The 19,877-nt window shown below is 68.8% G+C and carries 15 protein-coding genes and 1 pseudogene; 8 read left to right on the forward strand and 8 right to left on the reverse strand.

Translation table 11 applies throughout. The features are described from left to right. The first annotated feature begins 40 nt into the window (after positions 1 to 40). A complete protein-coding gene (locus tag Q4V64_RS39165; protein WP_124438689.1) occupies positions 41 to 439 on the forward strand; it encodes an OB-fold nucleic acid binding domain-containing protein in 399 nt (132 codons plus the stop codon). A gap of 3 nt (positions 440 to 442) precedes the next feature. Then, on the forward strand, positions 443 to 1,189 hold the full coding sequence (locus Q4V64_RS39170) for a DUF3159 domain-containing protein (protein ID WP_124438688.1): 747 nt from the start codon (positions 443 to 445) through the stop codon (positions 1,187 to 1,189). 167 nt (positions 1,190 to 1,356) lie between these two features. On the opposite strand, the gene Q4V64_RS39175 is transcribed toward Q4V64_RS39170, so the two are convergent. From Q4V64_RS39175 to Q4V64_RS39185, 3 genes are all read right to left on the reverse strand, one after another. Further along, entirely contained in the window at positions 1,357 to 2,574 is a 1,218-nt protein-coding gene (locus tag Q4V64_RS39175) for an IS30 family transposase (RefSeq protein ID WP_348540799.1), read from the reverse strand. An 85-nt stretch (positions 2,575 to 2,659) separates the two neighbouring features. Beyond that, on the reverse strand, positions 2,660 to 3,337 hold the full coding sequence (locus tag Q4V64_RS39180) for a TrkA family potassium uptake protein (RefSeq protein ID WP_124438678.1): 678 nt from the start codon (positions 3,335 to 3,337) through the stop codon (positions 2,660 to 2,662). After that, positions 3,337 to 4,008 (reverse strand): TrkA family potassium uptake protein, encoded by a 672-nt coding sequence (locus Q4V64_RS39185; RefSeq protein ID WP_124438677.1) that lies wholly within the window; start codon positions 4,006 to 4,008, stop codon positions 3,337 to 3,339. The genes Q4V64_RS39180 and Q4V64_RS39185 overlap by 1 nt, the downstream gene beginning before the upstream one ends. Positions 4,009 to 4,405: 397 nt before the next feature. On the opposite strand from Q4V64_RS39185, the gene Q4V64_RS39190 reads away from it, so the two are divergent. Beyond that, the gene (locus Q4V64_RS39190; protein WP_124438676.1) at positions 4,406 to 6,454 is read left to right on the forward strand and encodes an APC family permease; all 2,049 of its coding nucleotides are present in this window, start codon (positions 4,406 to 4,408) and stop codon (positions 6,452 to 6,454) included. A 55-nt stretch (positions 6,455 to 6,509) separates the two neighbouring features. Further along, positions 6,510 to 7,838 carry a TRAM domain-containing protein gene (locus Q4V64_RS39195; RefSeq protein ID WP_124438675.1) on the forward strand — a complete coding sequence of 443 codons (1,329 nt, stop codon included), beginning with the start codon at positions 6,510 to 6,512 and terminating at the stop codon, positions 7,836 to 7,838. 67 nt (positions 7,839 to 7,905) lie between these two features. On the opposite strand, the pseudogene Q4V64_RS55510 reads toward Q4V64_RS39195, so the two are convergent. The 3 genes and pseudogenes from Q4V64_RS55510 to Q4V64_RS39215 all read right to left on the reverse strand — a co-directional run bounded on the left by Q4V64_RS55510 (position 7,906) and on the right by Q4V64_RS39215 (position 10,312). Beyond that, positions 7,906 to 8,573 (reverse strand): annotated as a pseudogene (locus Q4V64_RS55510) (nucleotidyl transferase AbiEii/AbiGii toxin family protein). A 5-nt stretch (positions 8,574 to 8,578) separates the two neighbouring features. Beyond that, positions 8,579 to 8,971, reverse strand: coding sequence for a hypothetical protein (locus tag Q4V64_RS39210; protein ID WP_124438674.1), 393 nt, complete (start codon positions 8,969 to 8,971; stop codon positions 8,579 to 8,581). A gap of 273 nt (positions 8,972 to 9,244) precedes the next feature. Further along, positions 9,245 to 10,312, reverse strand: a complete 1,068-nt coding sequence (locus Q4V64_RS39215) for a DUF5937 family protein (protein WP_348540819.1) — start codon at positions 10,310 to 10,312, stop codon at positions 9,245 to 9,247. A 185-nt stretch (positions 10,313 to 10,497) separates the two neighbouring features. Between Q4V64_RS39215 and Q4V64_RS39220 the strand changes: the two genes are divergently transcribed. The 4 genes from Q4V64_RS39220 (at position 10,498) to Q4V64_RS39235 (ending at position 16,481) form a co-directional block, all read left to right on the forward strand. Next, a complete protein-coding gene (locus tag Q4V64_RS39220) occupies positions 10,498 to 12,336 on the forward strand; it encodes a CocE/NonD family hydrolase (RefSeq protein WP_253266841.1) in 1,839 nt (612 codons plus the stop codon). Continuing rightward, positions 12,333 to 13,706, forward strand: a complete 1,374-nt coding sequence (locus tag Q4V64_RS39225; protein ID WP_124438671.1) for a CapA family protein — start codon at positions 12,333 to 12,335, stop codon at positions 13,704 to 13,706. The genes Q4V64_RS39220 and Q4V64_RS39225 overlap by 4 nt, the downstream gene beginning before the upstream one ends. A gap of 31 nt (positions 13,707 to 13,737) precedes the next feature. After that, entirely contained in the window at positions 13,738 to 15,285 is a 1,548-nt protein-coding gene (locus Q4V64_RS39230) for an AbgT family transporter (protein ID WP_124438670.1), read from the forward strand. Between the two features lie 551 nt (positions 15,286 to 15,836). Next, positions 15,837 to 16,481 carry a hypothetical protein gene (locus Q4V64_RS39235; RefSeq protein WP_253266840.1) on the forward strand — a complete coding sequence of 215 codons (645 nt, stop codon included), beginning with the start codon at positions 15,837 to 15,839 and terminating at the stop codon, positions 16,479 to 16,481. 637 nt (positions 16,482 to 17,118) lie between these two features. On the opposite strand, the gene Q4V64_RS39240 is transcribed toward Q4V64_RS39235, so the two are convergent. Both Q4V64_RS39240 and Q4V64_RS39245 read right to left on the reverse strand, forming a co-directional pair. Further along, entirely contained in the window at positions 17,119 to 18,486 is a 1,368-nt protein-coding gene (locus Q4V64_RS39240; RefSeq protein ID WP_124438667.1) for a tryptophanase, read from the reverse strand. A 32-nt stretch (positions 18,487 to 18,518) separates the two neighbouring features. Further along, complete coding sequence (locus Q4V64_RS39245) at positions 18,519 to 19,721, reverse strand: tryptophan dimethylallyltransferase family protein (RefSeq protein ID WP_124438666.1); 1,203 nt, start codon at positions 19,719 to 19,721, stop codon at positions 18,519 to 18,521. Positions 19,722 to 19,877 lie beyond the last annotated feature (156 nt).

Here is a 19,877-nt window from a genome sequence, read left to right on the forward strand (position 1 = left end):
GGGGTACGTAGCTGTCGGTGGGCCCCGGTACGCTTCAGATATGAGTGCTGCCCCTCGATCCGAGAAGCCGGCGGGCCGGTTCCGGCGCATGCTCGACCGGCTCTCCTCCTCGCAGGAGGACCTGGAGTCCGAGGAGCTGCGCGAGGACGCCGCGACCGCCGGCTGCACGCGGATCGGTGACTGTCACGACCGGCAGGTCGTCACGGTTACTGGTACCTTGCGCACGGTCACCCTGCGGCCGCGTGCGGGAGTTCCGGCCCTGGAGGCCGAGCTGTTCGACGGCTCCGCCGCCCTGGACGTGGTGTGGCTCGGCAGGCGCTCCATCGTGGGGATAGAGCCGGGGCGCAAGCTGATCGCATCGGGCCGGATCTCGATGAGCCGGGGCCGCCGCGTGCTGTTCAACCCCAAGTACGAACTGAGACCCCTCGGACGGGAGTAGCCGGTGACGTCGCTCGACAAGCCGACCACAGACACCGAAGACACCACGGACATCGAAGACGCCGCAGCCGCTGAGCGGGATGCCCGGGCGGTGACGGAGGCCGCGTTGTTCGAGGCGTTCGGCGGCGTGCGGGGCATGGTCGAAACGGTGCTGCCCGGCCTCCTGTTCGTCACGATCTACACGATCAACAAGGACCTGCACCTGTCGGCGATCGCCGCCCTGGGCGTGTCCCTGCTGCTGGTCGTGGTCCGCCTGGTGATGCGGGACACCGTCAAGCACGCCTTCAGCGGCGTCTTCGGCGTCGCTTTCGGTGTCGTCTTCGCGATGATGACCGGCAACGCCAAGGACTTCTACCTGCCCGGCATGCTCTACACGCTGGGCCTGGGGCTGGCGTACATCATCACGACCCTGGCCGGGGTCCCGCTGATCGGTCTCATCCTGGGTCCGGTCTTCAAGGAGAACCTCTCCTGGCGCACCCGCAACCCGGGCCGCAAGAAGGCCTACGCGAAGGCCAGTTACGCCTGGGGCGCGATCCTGCTCGCCAAGTGCGCGATCCTGTTCCCGCTGTACTGGTGGGCCGACACGGCCCAGCTGGGCTGGGTGCTGGTCGCCCTGAAGATCCCGCCGTTCCTGTTGGCCGTGTGGCTGACGTGGGTGTTCCTGGCGAAGGCGCCCGCGCCCATCGACGTCTTCGCGGAGATGGAGGCGGAGGAGAAGGAGCGAGAGACTGCTGCTCGGTCGGCCGAGTAGGCACCCGGCGTTGGTGCGGGCCTCGCTGGGGGCTCCGCCCCCAGACCCCCGGCCTATGCCCACCCACCACCCGACTCGGTAGGCCGAGAGGTGAGCCGAAAGGTCAAAAGGGGCGCCCGACCGGGTTGGCGGTTTCTAGGTGTCGTCGCAACACGTGGTTGTGTTGATCAGGCGGTGAGCAGTTTATGCAGGCGCTCGGCTGGGGTTTCCCGGCCGAGCGTTTTGCGTGGGCGGCCGTTCAGCTCGGCGGCGACGGCGTCGAGGTGCTCGCGGGTGTGGACGGCGAGGTCGGTGCCCTTGGGGAAGTACTGCCGGAGCAGGCCGTTGGTGTTCTCGTTCGAGCCGCGCTGCCAGGGGCTGGCCGGATCGCAGAAGTAGACCGGGACGTCGGTGGCGATGGTGAACGCGCCGTGGCTGCCCATTTCCGAGCCCTGGTCCCACGTCAGGGACCGTCGCAGGTGGGACGGCAGGGTCCGGACCGTGGTGACCAGCGCGTCGCGAACGCTCTCGGCGCCGTGGTCGCCGGGCAGATGCAGGAGCATGACGTAGCGGGTGGCCCGCTCGACCAGGGTACCGATCGCCGACTTTCCGTCCTTGCCGATGATGAGATCACCCTCCCAGTGCCCGGGGACCGCCCGGTCCTCGGCTTCGGCCGGACGCTCGCTGATCATGACCATCGGGGTGGCGAACCGGGGCCGGCGCTGCTGGGCCTGGCGGCGAGGTCTGCGCCGGGCGCGTCCGGTGCGCAGGGCGCGGGCCAGTTCGCGGCGCAGCTCACCCCGGCCCTGGACGTAGAGGGCCTGGTAGACCGTCTCGTGGACCACGTGCATCTCCGGCCGCTGGGGAAACCGTGCCCGCAGAGCCTGACAGATCTGCTCCGGGCTCCACCGTAGGTCCAGGTGGTCCTGGATGAAGTTGCGCAGCTGCGGGTTCTGGCCGATCTTCCCGGGCTTCGGACGGGGCCGGCGGGCATCGGCACGGGCCTGGGCCGCGTGCGGGCGGTACTGGCCGCCCGTCGGGTGACGGTTGCGGCGGATCTCCCGGCTGACCGTCGACGGGCTGCGGCCCAGCTCCGCGGCTATCGCCCGCACGGTCGCCTTCTCCCGCAGCCGGTCGGCGATGTGAATGCAGTCTTCCTCGCGCAGGTACCGGGACGGCCCGCAGGGCGCTGCCACCGCGTTGATCGGTGGCAGCGCCTTCCGGTTACCGTATGCCTGACGACCGTTGCGCCACTTCTGGCCGGTCCGGCGGTCGATCCCGACGATCCGGCACGCTTCCCGGTTGCTCACACCCTGCTGCATGAGCCGGGAGTATGCCTCCCGCTCCCTGGCGAGCTTCTTCCTGCCCTGAGGCCTCTCCCGGTCCTTACGGATCTCGAAGTCCATCGCACCCCTTGAACTGGGGTGTTGCAACGACTCCTAGAACCCAAGAGGACCAGGGCGCCCCTTCTCGTCGTAACCCCCGCGGGGCTCAGCCCGCCGCGTCCTCCCGCCGCACCGACAGCAGGTCCTCCAACTGCTCCTCGCGGGCCTGAGCGGCCACGAACAGCAGCTCGTCGCCCGCCTCCAGGGAGTCCTCCCGGGAGGGGGTGAGGACGCGGGTGCCGCGGATGATGGTGACCAGGGAGGTGTCCTCGGGCCACTCCACGTCGCCGACCTGGGTGCCGGCCAGGGCCGACTCCTCGGGGAGGGTCAGCTCGACGAGGTTGGCGTCGCCGTGGCTGAAGCGGAGCAGACGGACCAGGTCGCCGACGCTCACCGCCTCCTCGACCAGGGCCGACATCAGACGCGGGGTGGAGACGGCGACGTCCACGCCCCAGGACTCGTTGAACAGCCACTCGTTCTTCGGGTTGTTGACGCGGGCCACGACGCGCGGGACGCCGTACTCCGTCTTGGCCAGCAGCGAGACGACCAGGTTGACCTTGTCGTCGCCCGTCGCGGCGATCACCACGTTGCAGCGCTGGAGCGCCGCCTCGTCCAGGGACGTGATCTCGCAGGCGTCGGCGAGCAGCCACTCCGCCTGCGGGACGCGCTCGACCGAGATGGCGGTCGGCGCCTTGTCGATGAGCAGGACCTCGTGGCCGTTCTCCAGCAGTTCGCCCGCGATCGAGCGGCCGACCGCGCCGGCACCGGCAATGGCGACCCTCATCAGTGACCGCCCTCCTCTTCGGGACCCTTGGCGAACGCCGCCTCGACCTTGTCGACCTCGTCGGCGCGCATCATCACGTGCACCAGATCGCCCTCCTGCAACACCGTCTGCGAGGTGGGCAGGATCGCCTCGCCGAGCCGGGTCAGGAACGCCACGCGGACGCCCGTCTCCTCCTGCAACTTGCTGATCTTGTGACCGACCCAGGCGCTCGAGGCGTGCACCTCGGCGAGCTGGACACCGCCGGTGGGGTCGCGCCACAACGGCTCGGCACCCGAGGGGAGCAGACGGCGCAGCATCTGGTCGGCCGTCCAGCGGACCGTGGCTACGGTGGGGATGCCCAGGCGTTGGTAGACCTCGGCGCGGCGGGGGTCGTAGATCCGGGCCGCGACGTTCTCGATGCCGAACATCTCGCGGGCCACGCGGGCGGCGATGATGTTCGAGTTGTCGCCGCTGGAGACGGCGGCGAACGCGCCGGCCTCCTCGATGCCCGCCTCGCGCAGGGTGTCCTGGTCGAAGCCGACCCCGGTGACCCGGCGACCACCGAACGAGGAGCCCAGTCGTCGGAAGGCGGTGGGGTCCTGGTCGATCACGGCGACCGTGTGCCCCTGTTGCTCCAGGGTCTGGGCGAGAGCGGACCCCACTCTCCCGCAGCCCATGATGACGATGTGCACGACCGTCCTTCCGGTGTGAATAGTTACTGCTCAGCCACATCAGGGTCTCAGACCGACGCCCAAGCTACACACGCGCGGTGGACGGCGGCACCCCTGTGCACGGTTGCCTCGCACCCGGGCGGTCAGCGGCGGCTGATGCTGCGGACGCTGGCCAGAGTGAGGATGCCGAGGCCGAGGAGGGCGGCTGCGGCGCCGATCAGCTGTGCGGTCGTATGCATGGGACCTCCGGGGCGGCGACGGCCGGGAAACGGCGGGTTTTCGCGGGTTTTGTCATATAGGCATGCGGATCCGGCCACCCTCGGAATCCGCAGCCGGGCGGACCGTCGATTTCACCCGTAGGGCAGATGGGGGGTGGCGGGTGGTTGCCACCGCGTTCGAACGCCTACGATCCTCTGTTGTGTCCAAACTGACCGACGTGCCCAAACGGATCCTGATCGGGCGCGCACTGCGCAGTGATCGGCTCGGGGAAACGCTGCTGCCGAAACGCATCGCCCTCCCCGTCTTCGCCTCCGACCCCCTGTCCTCGGTGGCATATGCGCCTGGCGAGGTGCTGCTGGTCCTGTCCATCGCAGGCCTGTCGGCGTACCACTTCAGCCCCTGGATCGCCCTCGCGGTGGTCGTACTGATGTTCACGGTGGTCGCCTCCTACCGGCAGAACGTGCACGCCTACCCCAGCGGCGGCGGCGACTACGAGGTGGCCAACACCAACCTGGGACCGAAGGCGGGCCTGACGGTGGCGAGCGCGCTGCTCGTCGACTACGTCCTGACCGTCGCCGTGTCGATCTCGTCGGGCATCGAGAACCTGGGCTCCGCGATCCCGTTCGTCGTCGAGCACAAGGTGGCCTGCGCGGTCGCCGTGATCGTGCTGCTGACGCTGATGAACCTGCGCGGCGTCAGGGAGTCGGGCACGCTGTTCGCGATCCCGACCTACGTGTTCGTCGCGGGCGTCTTCACCATGCTCGCCTGGGGCGCGTTCCGCGGGCTCGTCCTGGACGACACCATGCGAGCGCCGACGGCGGACTACGAGATCAAGGCCGAACACCAGGGCCTGGCGGGCTTCGCCCTGGTCTTCCTGCTGCTGCGCGCCTTCTCCTCCGGCTGCGCCGCGCTCACCGGTGTCGAGGCGATCTCCAACGGCGTCCCGGCCTTCCGCAAGCCCAAGTCCAAGAACGCGGCGACCACGCTCGCGGCGATGGGCCTGCTCGCCGTCACCATGTTCTGCGGCATCATCGCGCTCGCCTCGGCGACCGACGTCCGCATGGCCGAGAACCCGGCCGTCGACCTGGTCCGGGACGGCGTCCCGGCCGGTGCGGACTACGTCCAGAACCCGGTGATCTCCCAGGTCGCCGAGGCCGTCTTCGGCAACGGCAGCTTCCTGTTCATCGTGCTGGCCGCGGCCACCGCGCTGGTGCTTTTCCTGGCCGCGAACACCGCGTACAACGGCTTCCCGCTGCTCGGCTCGATCCTCGCCCAGGACCGCTATCTGCCCCGCCAGCTGCACACCCGCGGCGACCGCCTCGCCTTCTCCAACGGCATCGTGCTGCTCGCCGGCGCGGCCACGCTCCTGGTGTGGATCTACGGCGCCGACTCCACCCGGCTGATCCAGCTCTACATCGTCGGCGTGTTCGTGTCCTTCACGCTCAGCCAGACCGGCATGGTCCGCCACTGGAACCGCCACCTGGCCGCGGAGCGGGACCAGGCCAAGCGCCGCCGCATGATCCGCTCCCGTGCGATCAACGCCTTCGGCGCCTTCTTCACCGGCCTGGTGCTGGTGGTCGTGCTGGTCACCAAGTTCACGCACGGCGCGTGGGTGGCGCTGCTCGGCATGGTGATCTTCTACGCGACGATGTCGGCGATCCGCAGGCACTACGACCGGGTCGCCGAGGAGATCGCCGCTCCCGAGGGCCCGAGCGACGACAGCGTACGGCCGTCCCGCGTGCACTCGGTCGTGCTGATCTCCAAGATCCACCGACCGACGCTGCGGGCACTGGCGTACGCCAAGCTGATGCGCTCCGACACACTGGAGGCGCTCAGCGTCAACGTCGACCCGGCCGAGACCAAGGCGCTGCGCGAGGAGTGGGAGCGGCGCGGCATCGACGTACCGCTGAAGGTGCTGGACTCGCCGTACCGCGAGATCACGCGGCCGATCATCGAGTACGTCAAGAGCCTGCGCAAGGAGTCGCCGCGGGACGCGGTGTCCGTGATCATCCCCGAGTACGTGGTCGGCCACTGGTACGAGCAGTTGCTGCACAACCAGAGCGCGCTCCGGCTGAAGGGCCGTCTGCTGTTCACGCCGGGTGTCATGGTGACCTCGGTGCCCTACCAGCTGCAGTCCTCCGAGGTGGCGCGGCAGCGGGCCCGCAAGCGGCAGGAGTGGAACGCTCCGGGCTCGGTGCGGCGCGGTCCCGCTCAGGAGCGGGCGAAGGAGACGTCGCCACCGACGTAGACTGGTGGGCTGTTGTCCGGCCATCCCCTATTCGATGTTGTGGAGTCACCCCGCCATGCAGGCAGAACCGAAGAAGTCGCTGGTGGGGGAGGAGTACGAGGTCGAGGTCGGCCCCGTCGCCCACGGCGGGCACTGCATCGCCCGTACCGAGGAGGGCCAGGTGCTGTTCGTCCGGCACACGCTGCCCGGCGAGCGGGTCGTGGCGCGCGTGACGGAAGGCGAGGAAAGTGCGCGTTTCCTGCGGGCGGACGCGGTCTCGGTCCTGTCGCCGTCCAAGGACCGGATCGAGGCGCCCTGCCCGTACGCCGGTCCCGGCCGCTGCGGCGGCTGCGACTGGCAGCACGCCAAGCCGGGCGCCCAGCGCCGGATGAAGGGCGAGGTCGTCGCCGAGCAGTTGCAGCGGCTCGCCGGTCTCACGCCGGAGGAGGCCGGCTGGGACGGCACGGTGATGCCGGCCGAGGGTGACAAGCTGCCGGCGGGTCAGGTGCCGCAGTGGCGGACGCGCGTGCAGTACGCGGTGACCCCCGACGGTCACGCCGGTCTGCGCCGGCACCGCTCGCACGAGGTCGAGCCGATCGACCACTGCATGATCGCGGCCGAGGGCGTCAGCGAGCTGGGCATCGAGAAGCGTGACTGGACGGGCATGGAGTCCGTCGAGGCGATCGCGGCGACGGGCTCGCAGGACCGCCAGGTGATCCTGACGCCGAAGCCGGGCGCGCGGCTGCCGATCGTGGAGCTGGACAAGCCGGTCTCGGTGATGCGGGTGGAGGAGAAGGACGGCGGGGTCCACCGGGTCCACGGCCGCCCCTTCGTCCGCGAACGCGCCGACGGCCGTACCCACCGGGTCGGCAGCGGGGGCTTCTGGCAGGTGCACCCGAAGGCCGCGGACACCCTCGTGACGGCCGTGATGCAGGGCCTGCTGCCCCGCAAGGGCGAGATGGCGCTGGACCTTTACTGCGGCGTGGGGTTGTTCGCGGGGGCGTTGGCCGACCGGCTGGGCGAGAAGGGCGCGGTCCTCGGCATCGAGTCCGGCAAGCGCGCGGTGGAGGACGCCCGGCACAACCTCGCCGACTTCGACCGCGTGCGCATCGAGCAGGGCAAGGTCGAGGCTGTGCTGCCGCGCACCGGGATCACCGAGGTCGACCTGATCGTCCTGGACCCGCCGCGGGCGGGCGCCGGCCGGAAGACGGTCGAGCATCTGTCGTCGCTGGGGGCGCGGAGGATCGCGTATGTGGCTTGTGATCCGGCGGCGTTGGCGCGGGACGTGGCGTACTTCCGGGACGGTGGTTACCGGGTGCGGACGCTGCGGGTGTTCGATCTGTTTCCTATGACGCATCATGTGGAGTGCGTGGCGGTTTTGGAGCCGGTCGCGAAGGGGCGCTGATCTGCGGTTACTTCGAAGGTGACCTCGTCCGACCTGTTTCCGGACTGCCATGGAGTCCCGGACGCGATCAGCCGATGTCCGGATCACTGGCCTCTTCGAGGAGACGGGTTGCGAGGTCGTCGGCCCACTCCACGGCCCAGGAGCGGAGAGCGGTAATGGTGGCGTCATCGAGCCCATAGGCGGTGAAGGCTTCGTCGTCGGTCCACTCAGCGCCGGTGAGGTTCGACTGCAGATCCTCACGCTCGAAGCGGCCACGCGCGTGACGGCGGCCGAACTCCTCGAGCTCGGCATTGGTCCAGCGGCGGGAGGCTGCGAACACGTCGATCAGGTCGCGGGGCGCTCCGCGGTCGGCGAGGGCGCGGACTTTGTCCCGATCACGTCCTCCTCAGCGAGGACGGGCCCGTACGGGCTCTGGGCGACCGGCCGCCAGAAGATCTCCTTGAGGATGTCGACCTCGCACTCCTGCCCGGTGACCGGGTCGGTCACGGTGAAGCGGGCGGACAGCGGGGCGGTCTCCAGCGCGTGCACCTTCCAGCTGCGGGCTTCCAGGCCGGCGCGGAGCGTGGCGGCGATGTCGGCCATGGGCGCCGGGTTCTCGGTGGCGACGTCGAGGTCCTGGCTGGGGCGGTTCACGAGGCGGTGTGCCCGCACGGCGTATCCACCGGTGAGAACCAGTGGATACGGGGAACCGAGCGCGATCACATCCGCCAGGAGCCGCGTGTGCAGCTCCGGCATGTCCGTCACGCGGCTGCCCGGGTGCGGGAGGCGAGCTGGGGGAAGGCGTCTTCCCATACGGCGCGCACGGTGCGGCCGACGAGGGTGCGCAGCACCGGCCACAGCTGGAGGAGCAGGTCCTGGTTGAGGTAGCGGGGCAGGTCGTCGTGCAGGCCCTCGTGCAGGACGGTGCGGTACAGGCCCATACGCTGGCGCGGCTTGCCCAGGTCGTACGAGGTCATCCCCGACCAGGCCATGTGCAGCGGCAGATCCACGACACCGTGGGTCGGCCCGCGCAGCTCGTCCAGCGACTCCGGCAGACGGCGGCGGAACTTCTCACAGTACAGCGCGAGGTCTTCGGCGACCGCGCCCGGGAGGTCGTTCGGTGTGGGTGCGGGATGCTGCGGGCTGGAGGGCATGACTCCATTATGGCGGCGGGAGAAGCGGTGAGAGTCATGATGTGCGAGCCTGCGTCCGGAGTGAGGGGGAGCGGGCTCGTGGAGGGGAGCTGGTCGCGGCCTGCTCCGCTCGAAGATGAGGCATGGACTGTCGGCCATGACGCTCGTTTGACGCTCTGGGCGCCCGTACGCGGGGCAGCGAGCCGAGAAGGAGCGCCACGCGTTGCACCGGTCTCGGCGAGGTATCCCCGAGTCCCGGTGGCAGTGATGAGTGCCTGAAAGCCCCCGCTTCGGTCAGCGCACGATGGCGCGCAGCAGTTCCACTCCCATCTGCATCAGCTTCTGCACATCGACCCGGTGGTAGACGTATCTGCCGCTTCGCTCTGAGGTGAGCACGCCAGCCGCGCGGAGTCTGGCGAGATGCCGTGACACCTGCGGTCGGTTCATTTCCATACGGCGGGCGAGATCGGAGGTGGTGATCGCCTCGTTCACCAGATGACGGCACATGGCCAGGCGCGCCGGATCCGACAGAATGGTCAGCCGTTGCTGCATTTCGTCGATGGACGCGGGCTGGCTGTGCCAGGCCACCGGATAATGCACCACCACGGGGAAACCGGCCTCACCGCGAATGATGAGGTGCGGGCGTCCGTGAATGGTCGGGACGAGAAGGGTGCTGTTTCCCCGGACGGCGACGGTCAGATTCTGTAGTTTGTCGAAGCGCACCGCCCTGCCGCCCTGGACCGGCTGGGCGGCAGGGCTGACCGACGAGATCAGCTCGGCGAGCGGCAGCCCGCGCAGCCTCGAACGGGTCTGGTCGGCCTCCTCGCGCAGTCGGTCGTGAATACGCTCCCATTCCTCGGCGAAGAATTCCTCGACGCAGTCCGTCAATGTCCGCACCAGCACGGCGCGAAATTCCTCCGCGTCGTCGACAAGCGACCTCGCCAGCTCACCGCGTGAGAACGAGCGCGCTTCGCACGCGGCGATGAATTCGCCCGGCCGGGAAACCGCCTGCCGGGGATCGAAGTCTCCGCCCTGGATCGTGTAGGCGGCGGCCTCGACGAAATCGCGCTCCGGAAGTCGCGACAGCCGCTCGATCTCCGCATCCACGTCCGTGTCGAGCGGGCCGCTCAACGGCAGCAGCAGACGGCAGCGGCGGCGGGCCCAGAGCGGCGCGAAGCGCGTCAGCCGGGCCCGCAGATCCGGAGACAGCGCCTCGTCGGTCCGCACCAGCCACGCCCGGAATTCGAGGTGATGGTCGGGCTCCGCGAGCGCGTGCAGACAAGCCTGGAGCTCGGAGATCGGTGAGATGCCGATCTGCACGTCGGAGCTGTTCGCCCCCCTGAGGTCAAGTAGCACCGGCACCCGGTCAGCCTAGCCCGACTGTTGTCGCCCCCGCGATAACAGTGGGTTCACGCCGTGGTCAGCGGCGTAGCGTCCCCGCCCACATACAGCGATGCGAGCGATGTGAAGGAGTGCATGTGGTGGACAGTGCGGGTGGGCACGAGGTCTGGCAACGCGTATCGGAGCCGGGTTCAGGGTGGCGTCAGGTGATCTCGGTGCCGGTGCACGACGGCGTCGAACTCGTCGCGGACGTCTACGCCGCCGAGCCGGACCCGGCTCCCCGGCCGGTCCTGCTGGAGCGCACGCCCTACGGCCGCCGCAGGTCACGCGGCTCGGACGGCGCCTTCGAGTCCTGGAACCCGCCTCCGCCGGAGGCGGTGTGCCGGCGCCTCGTCGAACGCGGCTACCACGTCGTCCGTCAGGACTGTCGCGGCCGGGGCGACTCCGGTGGCGCGTTCGTGAAGTACCTCAACGAGGCGGAGGACGGCCACGACACCGTCGAGTGGATCGCCGCCCAACCGTGGTGCGACGGACGGGTGGCGACGATGGGAGTGTCCTACGCCGCACACGTGCAGACCGCGCTCGCCTCGCTGGGCACCCAGCACCTGTCCGCGATGTTCCTCGACTCCGGCGGCTTCGCGAGCGCCTACGAGACCGGCGTCCGCATGGGCGGGGCCTTCGAACTCAAGCAGGCCACCTGGGCCTTCGCCCGCGCCAAGACCAGCGCGGAGACCCTCGCCGACCCCGTCAGGGCCGCCGCGCTCGACACCGAGTCGATCGAGGAGTGGTTCCGGCACCTGCCATGGCGCCGGGGCCACTCACCCCTGCGGCACGCACCGGAGTACGAGGGCTATCTCTTCGAGCAGTGGGAGCACGGCCGCTTCGGGCCGTACTGGCAGCAGCTGGGCCTCTACGGGCGGGGACACTTCGACCGTTTCCCCGACGTGCCGAGTCTGCACATCTCCAGTTGGTACGACCCCTACATCCAGACCGCTGTCGAGAACTTCCGCGAACTCGGCGCACGCAAGACGAGCCCGGCGTATCTGGTGCTCGGGCCGTGGACCCACGGCAAGCGGAGCCTCTCGTACGCGGGGGACGTCGATTTCGGCCCCGAGGCGACGCTGGACGGCAACCTGGCGCCCGACTACGTCGAGTTCCGGGCCGACTGGTTCGACTCCCAGCTGAACCCGACGGCGTGCAAGCCCCCGGCCGTCCGGTACTTCCGGATGGGCGGCGGCTCGGGGAAGCGCAACGCCGACGGCCGGCTCGACCACGGCGGTCGCTGGCTGAGCAGCTCGACCTGGCCGCCGGAGTCGTCGTACACCTCGCGGTTCTTCCTCAACGCGGACGGCAGTCTCACCTCGGAGCGCCGAGCTGCGGGGGAGTCCCCGGAGTCCCAGGAGGCCGCGGAGGCCCCGGAGTTTCTGGAGTACGACCACGATCCCCGTGACCCGGTGCCGACGATCGGTGGGCAGGTCACGTCGGGTGAACCGGTGATGGTGGGCGGGGCCTTCGACCAGCGCCCCGACGACCGGACGTTCTCCCTGTCCCGGTCGCGGCTGCCGCTCGCCTCCCGGCCCGACGTCCTCACCTTCGAGACCGAGCCGCTGGAGAAGGACGTCGTCGTGGCCGGTCCGGTCGTCGCCCGGCTCACGGTGTCGTCGAGCGCGGCCGACACCGACTTCACCGTCAAGCTGGTCGACGTACACCCGCCGAGCGCCGACTACCCCGCCGGCTTCGCCATGAACCTCACCGACGGCATCCTCCGGTGTCGCTACCGGGACTCGTTCGAGACACCGTCACCACTCGAACCCGGGCGGATCTACGACGTGACGGTCGATGCGCCCGGCACCGCCAACCTCTTCGCCCGTGGCCACCGGATCCGGGTGGACATCAGCTCCAGCAACTTTCCCCGGTTCGACGTCAACTCCGGCACCGGCGAGCCGGAGACCACCGACCGCCGTCAGGTGATCGCGACGAACAGGGTCTTCGTCGACGGGCGCTCCACCATCACGCTGCACCTCCTCTCCGTGGAGCAGATATGAGCACCGCCTCCGCCGCCTACACCTCCGCCGCCTCCGACACGGGTCTCACCCTCGCCGCCGTCGGCGACCTCATCCTCGACGACGACGTCCTGACGCCACGCCTGGACGCGACCTCCCCCGAACTCCTCGGCCTCCTGCGCGACGCGCACGTCACGATCGGGAACTTCGAGACGACCGCGATCGACTTCGACCGCTTCGCCGGCTGGCCCGAGGCCGAACCCGGCGGATCGTGGCTGGTCACCTCGGCGCGCAGCGGAGCCGATGTCCGTGCCATGGGCATCGACATGGTGTCGCGTGCGAACAACCACGCCACCGACTGGGGCGTGGCCGGCCTTCGCTCCACCAGTGCCGTCCTCGAAGAGGCCGGACTCGTCCATGCCGGCGCCGGAGAGTCGCTCACCGCGGCCCGGGCACCGCGCTACCTCACCACCCGGCGCGGACGGGTCGCGCTCGTGTCGGCCGCGACCCGCTACCAGGCCATGTCCCTGGCCAGTGACCCGTTCGGGATCGTGCCGGCCCGCCCCGGGATCAACGGCCTGCGCACCACGAAGTGGTTCGGTGTGCGCCCCGACGAGCTCAGGTCCCTGGCCGCGATCCGGGACAGTCTGCCGCCCGCGTCCCTGCACCACACCGCCCGCAAGGCCGACGCACGGGACGGCTCGGTGACCCTCGGCGGAACCGCGTTCATCTCGTCCGAGGCCACCGGCGGCCAGGTCGGGCCGTACTGGAAGGTCGACGACGAGGACATCACCGCCTTGCGCACCAGCGTGCGCCAGGCCAAGCAGAGTGCCGATGTCGTCGCGGTCGCCCTCCACACCCACGAACCGGGCAACTACAGCGCCGAGCCGCCCCCCTTCCTCCACGACCTCGCGCACGCCGCGGTCGACGAGGGCGCCGACGTCGTCCTCGGCCACGGCCCCCACCAGTTGCGGGGGATCGAGGTGTATCGCAACCGGCCGATCTTCTATTCGCTCGGGAATTTCATCTTCATGCAGAACCGCCAATTCCCGCTGACCCGTGAGGCGTGGCGGCGCACCGGCCTGGACCCGTCGCAACACACTCCCAGCGAGATGCTCGAACAGAAACGGCTCAAGGGGCCTCTCAGTGACCGGATCTGGTACGAGAGCGTCGCGGTGTCTCTGTCGTTCGAGAACCACGGCGCATACGAGAACCAGGGCGCCGTCGACATCACGATTCACCCGGTGACCCTCACCTTCGACACACAACATCATTCCGACCGGGGAACTCCTCGACTGGCGGACGTCACTGCCGCACATGGCATCCTCAATCGACTCCGCACACTTTCCGAGGCGTACGGAACCGAAATCCTCCTTGGCAACCGTCAAGGCCGCATCCGCATCGACCGATAAGCACGCACCTCGGTAAAGGAGCCAGCGAGAAATGACTGCCCCCTCAGACGTACAGCACAGACCCCAGCGACTCACCCGGTTCCTGGACGGCGTCGAACGGATAGGCAACAAACTGCCCCATCCGTTCTGGCTGTTCTGGATCCTGGCGGTCGTCGTGGTCGCCACCAGCGCGATCATGGCCGCGGCCGGCGTCACGGTCATCGACCCGGCGACCGGTGATCCGTCCCCGGTGAAGAACGCCCTGTCGGTCGCCGCGGTCCGTGAACTCACCCTCGGTGCCGAGGAGTCGTTCCTGACCTTCGGGCCACTGGGCACCGTACTGATCATCATGATCGGCCTCGCGGTCGCCGACCGCTCGGGCATGCTCGAATCGCTGGCCCGCCACACGCTGGGCCGTGTCCGCCCCAGCCATGCCGTCTTCGCGGTCTGCGTGGCCGGGGCGATGTCGAAGTTCCTGTCCTACAGCGCCTATGTGATCCTCGTACCGCTGGCCGCGCTCGTCTTCAAGGCCGTCGGACGGTCCCCCATGCTGGGCATGATCGTGGCCTTCCTGTCGATCAACGCGGCCGGTGACGCGAACCCGTTCATCGCTCCGAGCGACGTCATCTTCGCGAAGATCGCCACCGAGGCCGCGCGGATCGTCGATCCCGGGGCGATCGTCCGGCCCACCGACAACACCTACTTCACCACCGTCTCCGCGGTCGTCCTCGCGATCGTTCTCACCGTGGTCACGGAGAAGGTTCTGTCCAAGCGTGAGCACGAACTCGTGCCCGACGACGGCGCCACCGGCCCGACCACCGGCGCCCGCTCCGACTCCGTCGCCGACGAGGTCGAACTCCGCGCGCTGCGCTGGACCGGCATCGTCGCCGCGGTCTTCTTCGGACTGCTGGTCGTAGGGATGATCCCGGCGGGCTCCCCGCTGCGTGGCGAACACGGCGCCATCCTCGATTCCACGCTCTTCAACAGCATCGCGCTGGTCCTGAGCCTGTTCTTCGTGCTCATCGGGGCCACCTACGCTCGCCTGACCGGCAAGCTCACCAGCTCGTCCGACCTGCCAACTTTCATGGCGGACGGGATCAAGTCGATCGCGCCGCTCCTGGTGCTCTTCTTCGCTGTCTCGCAATTCCTCGCGCTGTTCCAGTGGACCGGCATCAGCACCGTCGTCGCGGTACGGGGAGCGGAGGGCCTGAAGAGTCTCGACGCCCCGGTCTTCATCGTGCTCATGCTGCTCATCGCCGGTATCGCCCTGCTGAACCTGCTGATCACCAGCGGGACCGCGCTGTGGGCGCTCATCGCTCCGGTGATCGTTCCCATGACCATGCTGGTCGGGGCCAACCCGGCCACGGTCATGGCCGTCTACCGGATCGCGGACTCCTGTACCAACTCCATCACCCCGATGAGCGCGACGTTCGTCCTCACCGTCGGCTATCTGCAGACCTATCAGAAGAAGGCGGGAATCGGCACCCTGGTGTCGTTCACCCTCCCCGCCGCCATGGCGATGATGGTCGCCTGGATCGCCCTCTTCGCCATCTGGTACGCCGTGGGTCTGCCACTGGGCCCCGGCTCACCGGTCCACTGACCGGGCCGGTTCACTGACCAGGCCGGTTCCGAGGCCCCCGAGCTGTTGATCGAGATGTCTGACGTCTCAAGCACGCTGCTCGGGGGCCTCGTTGGTCATCTATCGGTGTCAGCGAGTCCACCACCCATGCCTATACCAGCGCGGTCATCCACCTGCTCGCCGCTGCCGACGTATGTCGCGCTCACTGTGCCGATCTGCGAGTCGGCCGACGAGCGGGCGCCTGCATCGGTACCCCGTTGTGCCCAGGAGACGCCTTCTTCGGGACTCGTCCGGATTTGCCCCGTGTACGCACGGCCGGATCCGAGGACTCCCGGACAACAAGCTCTGTCGGCAGGCGCCGCTGGGACGGTGCATCGCTGGTCTCACCGCGGAGGCGGGCGACGAGTAGGCGGGCGGCCTCGGCGCCCATCTGGTGGAGGGCGCTGCGAACCGTAGTCAGGGGTACGGGAAGATCCCGGGCAATGGAGATGTCGTTGAACCCTACGACGGCCACATCCGTCCCGATCTTGCGTTCAAGGTCGCGCAGAGTGCCCATGACACCGATCGCGGTCATGTCATTGACCGCGAAGATGGCCGTCGGCGGCCGTTTCTTGCGCATGAGCCTCAGCGTGGCGGTTCGGCCGCCGTCCGCGTCGAATGCGGAGTGGATAACGAGATCGCGCGTCCACACGCATCACGTCGACGCGTTCTCCTCGCCGACCTTCGGACCGGTCGCCACCTTCGGTCCCGCCGGACGATTGCGGCTGGTGCACCGCAGGATCGCGCGCTGGACGCCGGCGTGGCCGATCGACCCCGACGTCCAGGTGGTCGCCATGACCCCGTACACAGGGTTCACTCCTGGCCTCGTGCGGGCCGTCATCGAACACACGGGAGCTCGCGGGCTGGTACTCGAAGGCTTCGGTCTCGGGAACCTCCCGGGAAGCCTGACGAGCGTGGTCGGCGACCTGACGGAGAGCGGCGTGCTCGTGGTCATCGCGTCGCGTGTCATGGCAGGCGGCACGTTTCCGGTCTACGGCGGAGACGGGGGCGGGGTGGGGCTGGAGAGCGTGGGCGCAGTCTTCGCCGGTGGACTGTCGGCCGCGAAAGCACGCCTGCTGCTCATGTGCTGTCTCCCCGGCGCTTCTACGGCGGAGGCCCGCGCGAGACTGGTGCACGCCCTCGACGTCATCGACGGACGTAGTGGGGGCGAGCAGTGACGGTCGAACCGGCCGAACGATGGGCGCCGTGACGTGCTCCGCTGCGGAGTCACCGGCTCCAGTCCCGTGCACTCGCACCGCGGCCCCGGAGTGACGACTGCTTGCCGTTGCACATGTTTTTTATGACGCATTATGTGGAATGCGTGGCGATCCTGGAGCCTTCCGCGAAGAGCCTCTAACCTGCTTTTTCTCGGATTTTGCGGTTCCGGGCGAGACGGGCCGACCTGTTTTCACGGATGCACCGCGTGGAGCGTGTCGCAGGCTTACCCCATGGGTCTCACCTGCGGCCTCGCGCAGCGGTTCGCGGGTGAGGAGCGCTTTGCCTAGACCTCGTGAGAGCGATTGGGGAAACGTCTTGACGCTCGTTCGACGCTGATTCTGACGGGGCGTCATGACGCTCGCTCGGCTGTTTCCCTGCCGCGCCAATGAGGCCGCGGTCTGCCCGCCGACTGATCTCCCTCAGCACCTGCCCGGCGTGCTTGACGTGGGACAAGCCCGCGACCGACTGCTTCCCCACCTGCTCATTGCTTGGCCCTTGCTCTGATCGCTTGCTGATCTGATCAGCCCATAGGCGGGGAAAGCTTCGTCGTCGGTCCACCCGGCGCCCGTGAGATTCGACCGCAGATCCCCCTGAGCGTCATGAGGGGACGGGTTCCAGCTTGCAGCGAAAATGGCGGAGGAGCGAGGGCTGCTCGACCAAGCGGTAGCCGGGAATCCGTTCCTTGCTCTTCACTGCGGCTGCCAGGACCTCGCCGACATGATTCAGGTGACCAGGGCCGTAGGTCCTGCGGGGAAGCGCGAGCCGGACCAGTTCGTAGGGTGCCGTGGTGACCGGGGCGCCGTTCTCGTCCTCCTGGCCGAGGTAGAGCGAACCCAGTTCCACGGAGCGGATGCCGCCTTCGAGGTAGAGCTGGCAGGCGAGCGCATGGCCGGGGAAGCGATGTGCGGCGATGTGCGAAAGCAGACGGCCGGCGTTGAGGTAGAGGGCGTGCAGCCCCGGCGGTTCGATGATGCTGATGCCGGCGTCCCGGGTCAGACGGGCGAGGTGATGGGCTGCCTCAGCGCGGGATTGGAGGTATCGCGGATCGGTGACCTCGGTCAGCCCTTGGGCGATCATGTCCAGGTCCCGGCCGGCCAGGCCGCCGTAGGTGGGGAAGCCTTCCGTGGCGATGAGCAGCAACTCGCACCGCTCAGCGAGGGCGCGATCGCGCAGGCCGAGGAAGCCACCGATGTGGGCGATGCCATCCTTCTTCGCGCTCATCAGGCAACCGTCGGCCAGCCGAAATGCTTGCTCGGCGACCTGCCGCGGACTCATGTCGCGGTACGCGGGCTCGTGCTGGGTGACGAGCCAGGCGTTCTCCGCGAAGCGGGCGGCGTCGAGGAAGAGAGGAACTCCGTGTTTCCGGCACAGGGTGGCGGCTCGGGCGAGGTTGTCCATGGAAACCGGCTGGCCGGCCCCGCCGTTGTTGGTCAGTGTCATGATGACCAAAGCGATCCGGGAGGCATCCGGGCGGTGCAGGGCTTCTTCGAGGCGGTATAGGTCGACGTTACCTTTGAACGGCTCGCTGCTGTCGAGGTCCTGAGCCTCCGGGCAGGGCAGATCCACCGCCTGACAGCCACTCAGTTCCACGTTGGCGCGCGTGGTGTCGAAGTGGGTGTTGCTGACGGTGATCTGCCCGGGTGTGAGCAGCGCGGAGAAGAGAATGCGTTCCGCTGCCCGACCCTGGTGGACCGGCAGGATGCAGGGGTACGAGGTGAGGTCCCGAACCACTTCCTGGAAGTGGTAGAAGGAACGTGACCCGGCGTAGGACTCGTCGCCGGCCATGCCCGCGGCCCACTGCGCGGCCGACAGGGCACCGGTGCCGGAGTCCGTGAGCAGGTCGATCGTGACCTCGTCGGCGCGCAACCCGAACAGGTTGTAGTGCACGCGCCGCAGGGCTTGTTCCCGCTGCACTCTCGTCGTCACCGGAATCGGTTCGACGACCTTGATCCTGTACGGCTCCACAGCCTTTTCCCTTTCTGGCGCTGTCTGCTCTGTCATCCCGTGGTGCGGCACCGGAGTGCGTCGGCGACGCCATCCGTGCGCCGCCGCAGCTCTCCCTCGCACGGCGGACGGACCCCGTAAGCCTCCGGCGAGAAGTAGACCGTCACGCGGGGTGGCTGCCAGGTGCTCTGGACCAGGGACACATAGGCGATCAGTCCCAGTCCGTCGGACGGACGACGTGGCGTCATGACTGCCAGCGCGCGGTCGATGACGTCGGCGTCCATGCCGTGGCTGCGCAGAACGGTCGTGGCGCGGTCCCGGGCCACCTGGTCGTCCCGCGCGTAGTCGCGGACCGGTACGTGGACGGTGTGGCCGCTGGGGTGCTCCACGTCCCGCTCGGTGTAGGAGAAGCAGGACACCAGCGGCCGGTTGGCGAAGCGCCCGGGGCCGCCTCCCACCACTCGGCAGAACTCGCCCAACTGCTCGCCCCGGTCACTTGGCAGCAGACGGGAGACGGCATCCATGTCCGCGGCGGTGGCATCGTGGTGCGCGAGATAGACCTTCACCCGTGGGGTGTGCCAGCGGCCCAGATCCAGTGCGAAGAACCGGATGTCGTCTCTTTCGGGGCCCCGTGACGCGGCGCTTTCCCACAGCGCGGGCCATGCCCGGCCGAATCCGAACCGGGTCATCGCCTCCTGCGCGACTTCGGCGGATTGCTCTTGCCCGTGGGCTTGCGGATTGACGTACACCTTGATGCCGGGGGGCTGGTCCTGCCGCAGGTCCATCGCGCACCACAGGGCGAAGGGGCCGTGGATCGCCGCTGGGAGGAAAAGGTCCTCCACCCGGCGCAGGGGTTCGGTCGAGAAGCCCCGGCGTGTGGCCAGTGTCTCCAGGGCGCGCATGCCCAGGCGGGCGTTCTCCGCGAGCGTGGTCGCCGCGCAACCAGGTTCGACGAGGACGCGTACGGACGGCGTACTACCGGCTGTGAAGGAGAGCGAGAACTCCACCGGGGAGTGATCGTCGCAGACGAACGACGGTGAGGGCGGCCCGGCGGCCAGGGGACGCCGAGCCGCCGGCCCGAGCAGGTCCAGCAGAGGGACCTCGCAGACGCCGTCGGGGTGCCTGAATCCTGCCACGCCGCACAGTCGGCGCAGTTGTCCCTCCACATGCTCGCCCAGGGTCACATCGGCGACAACCTCCGCGGGCGTCGTCTCCGTGGGGGAGGAGTGCGGCTGTCGGGGGGTGGTCGAGGCCATGTGCGGGCTCCAGGAATGTGTGCCACGAGGTCTGGACCCACAGTCCCCGTCATCGGCCTCGCGCCGGTCACCTCCCGGTCGCGCGGCAAATACTCATAGTGGTGGTCTGGTCACTTTGCGTCCTATGATCGTGACGGCCCGGGGACGAGTGGCCGG

The sequence above is a fragment of the Streptomyces sp. NL15-2K genome, from assembly GCF_030551255.1.
Classification (GTDB): domain Bacteria; phylum Actinomycetota; class Actinomycetes; order Streptomycetales; family Streptomycetaceae; genus Streptomyces.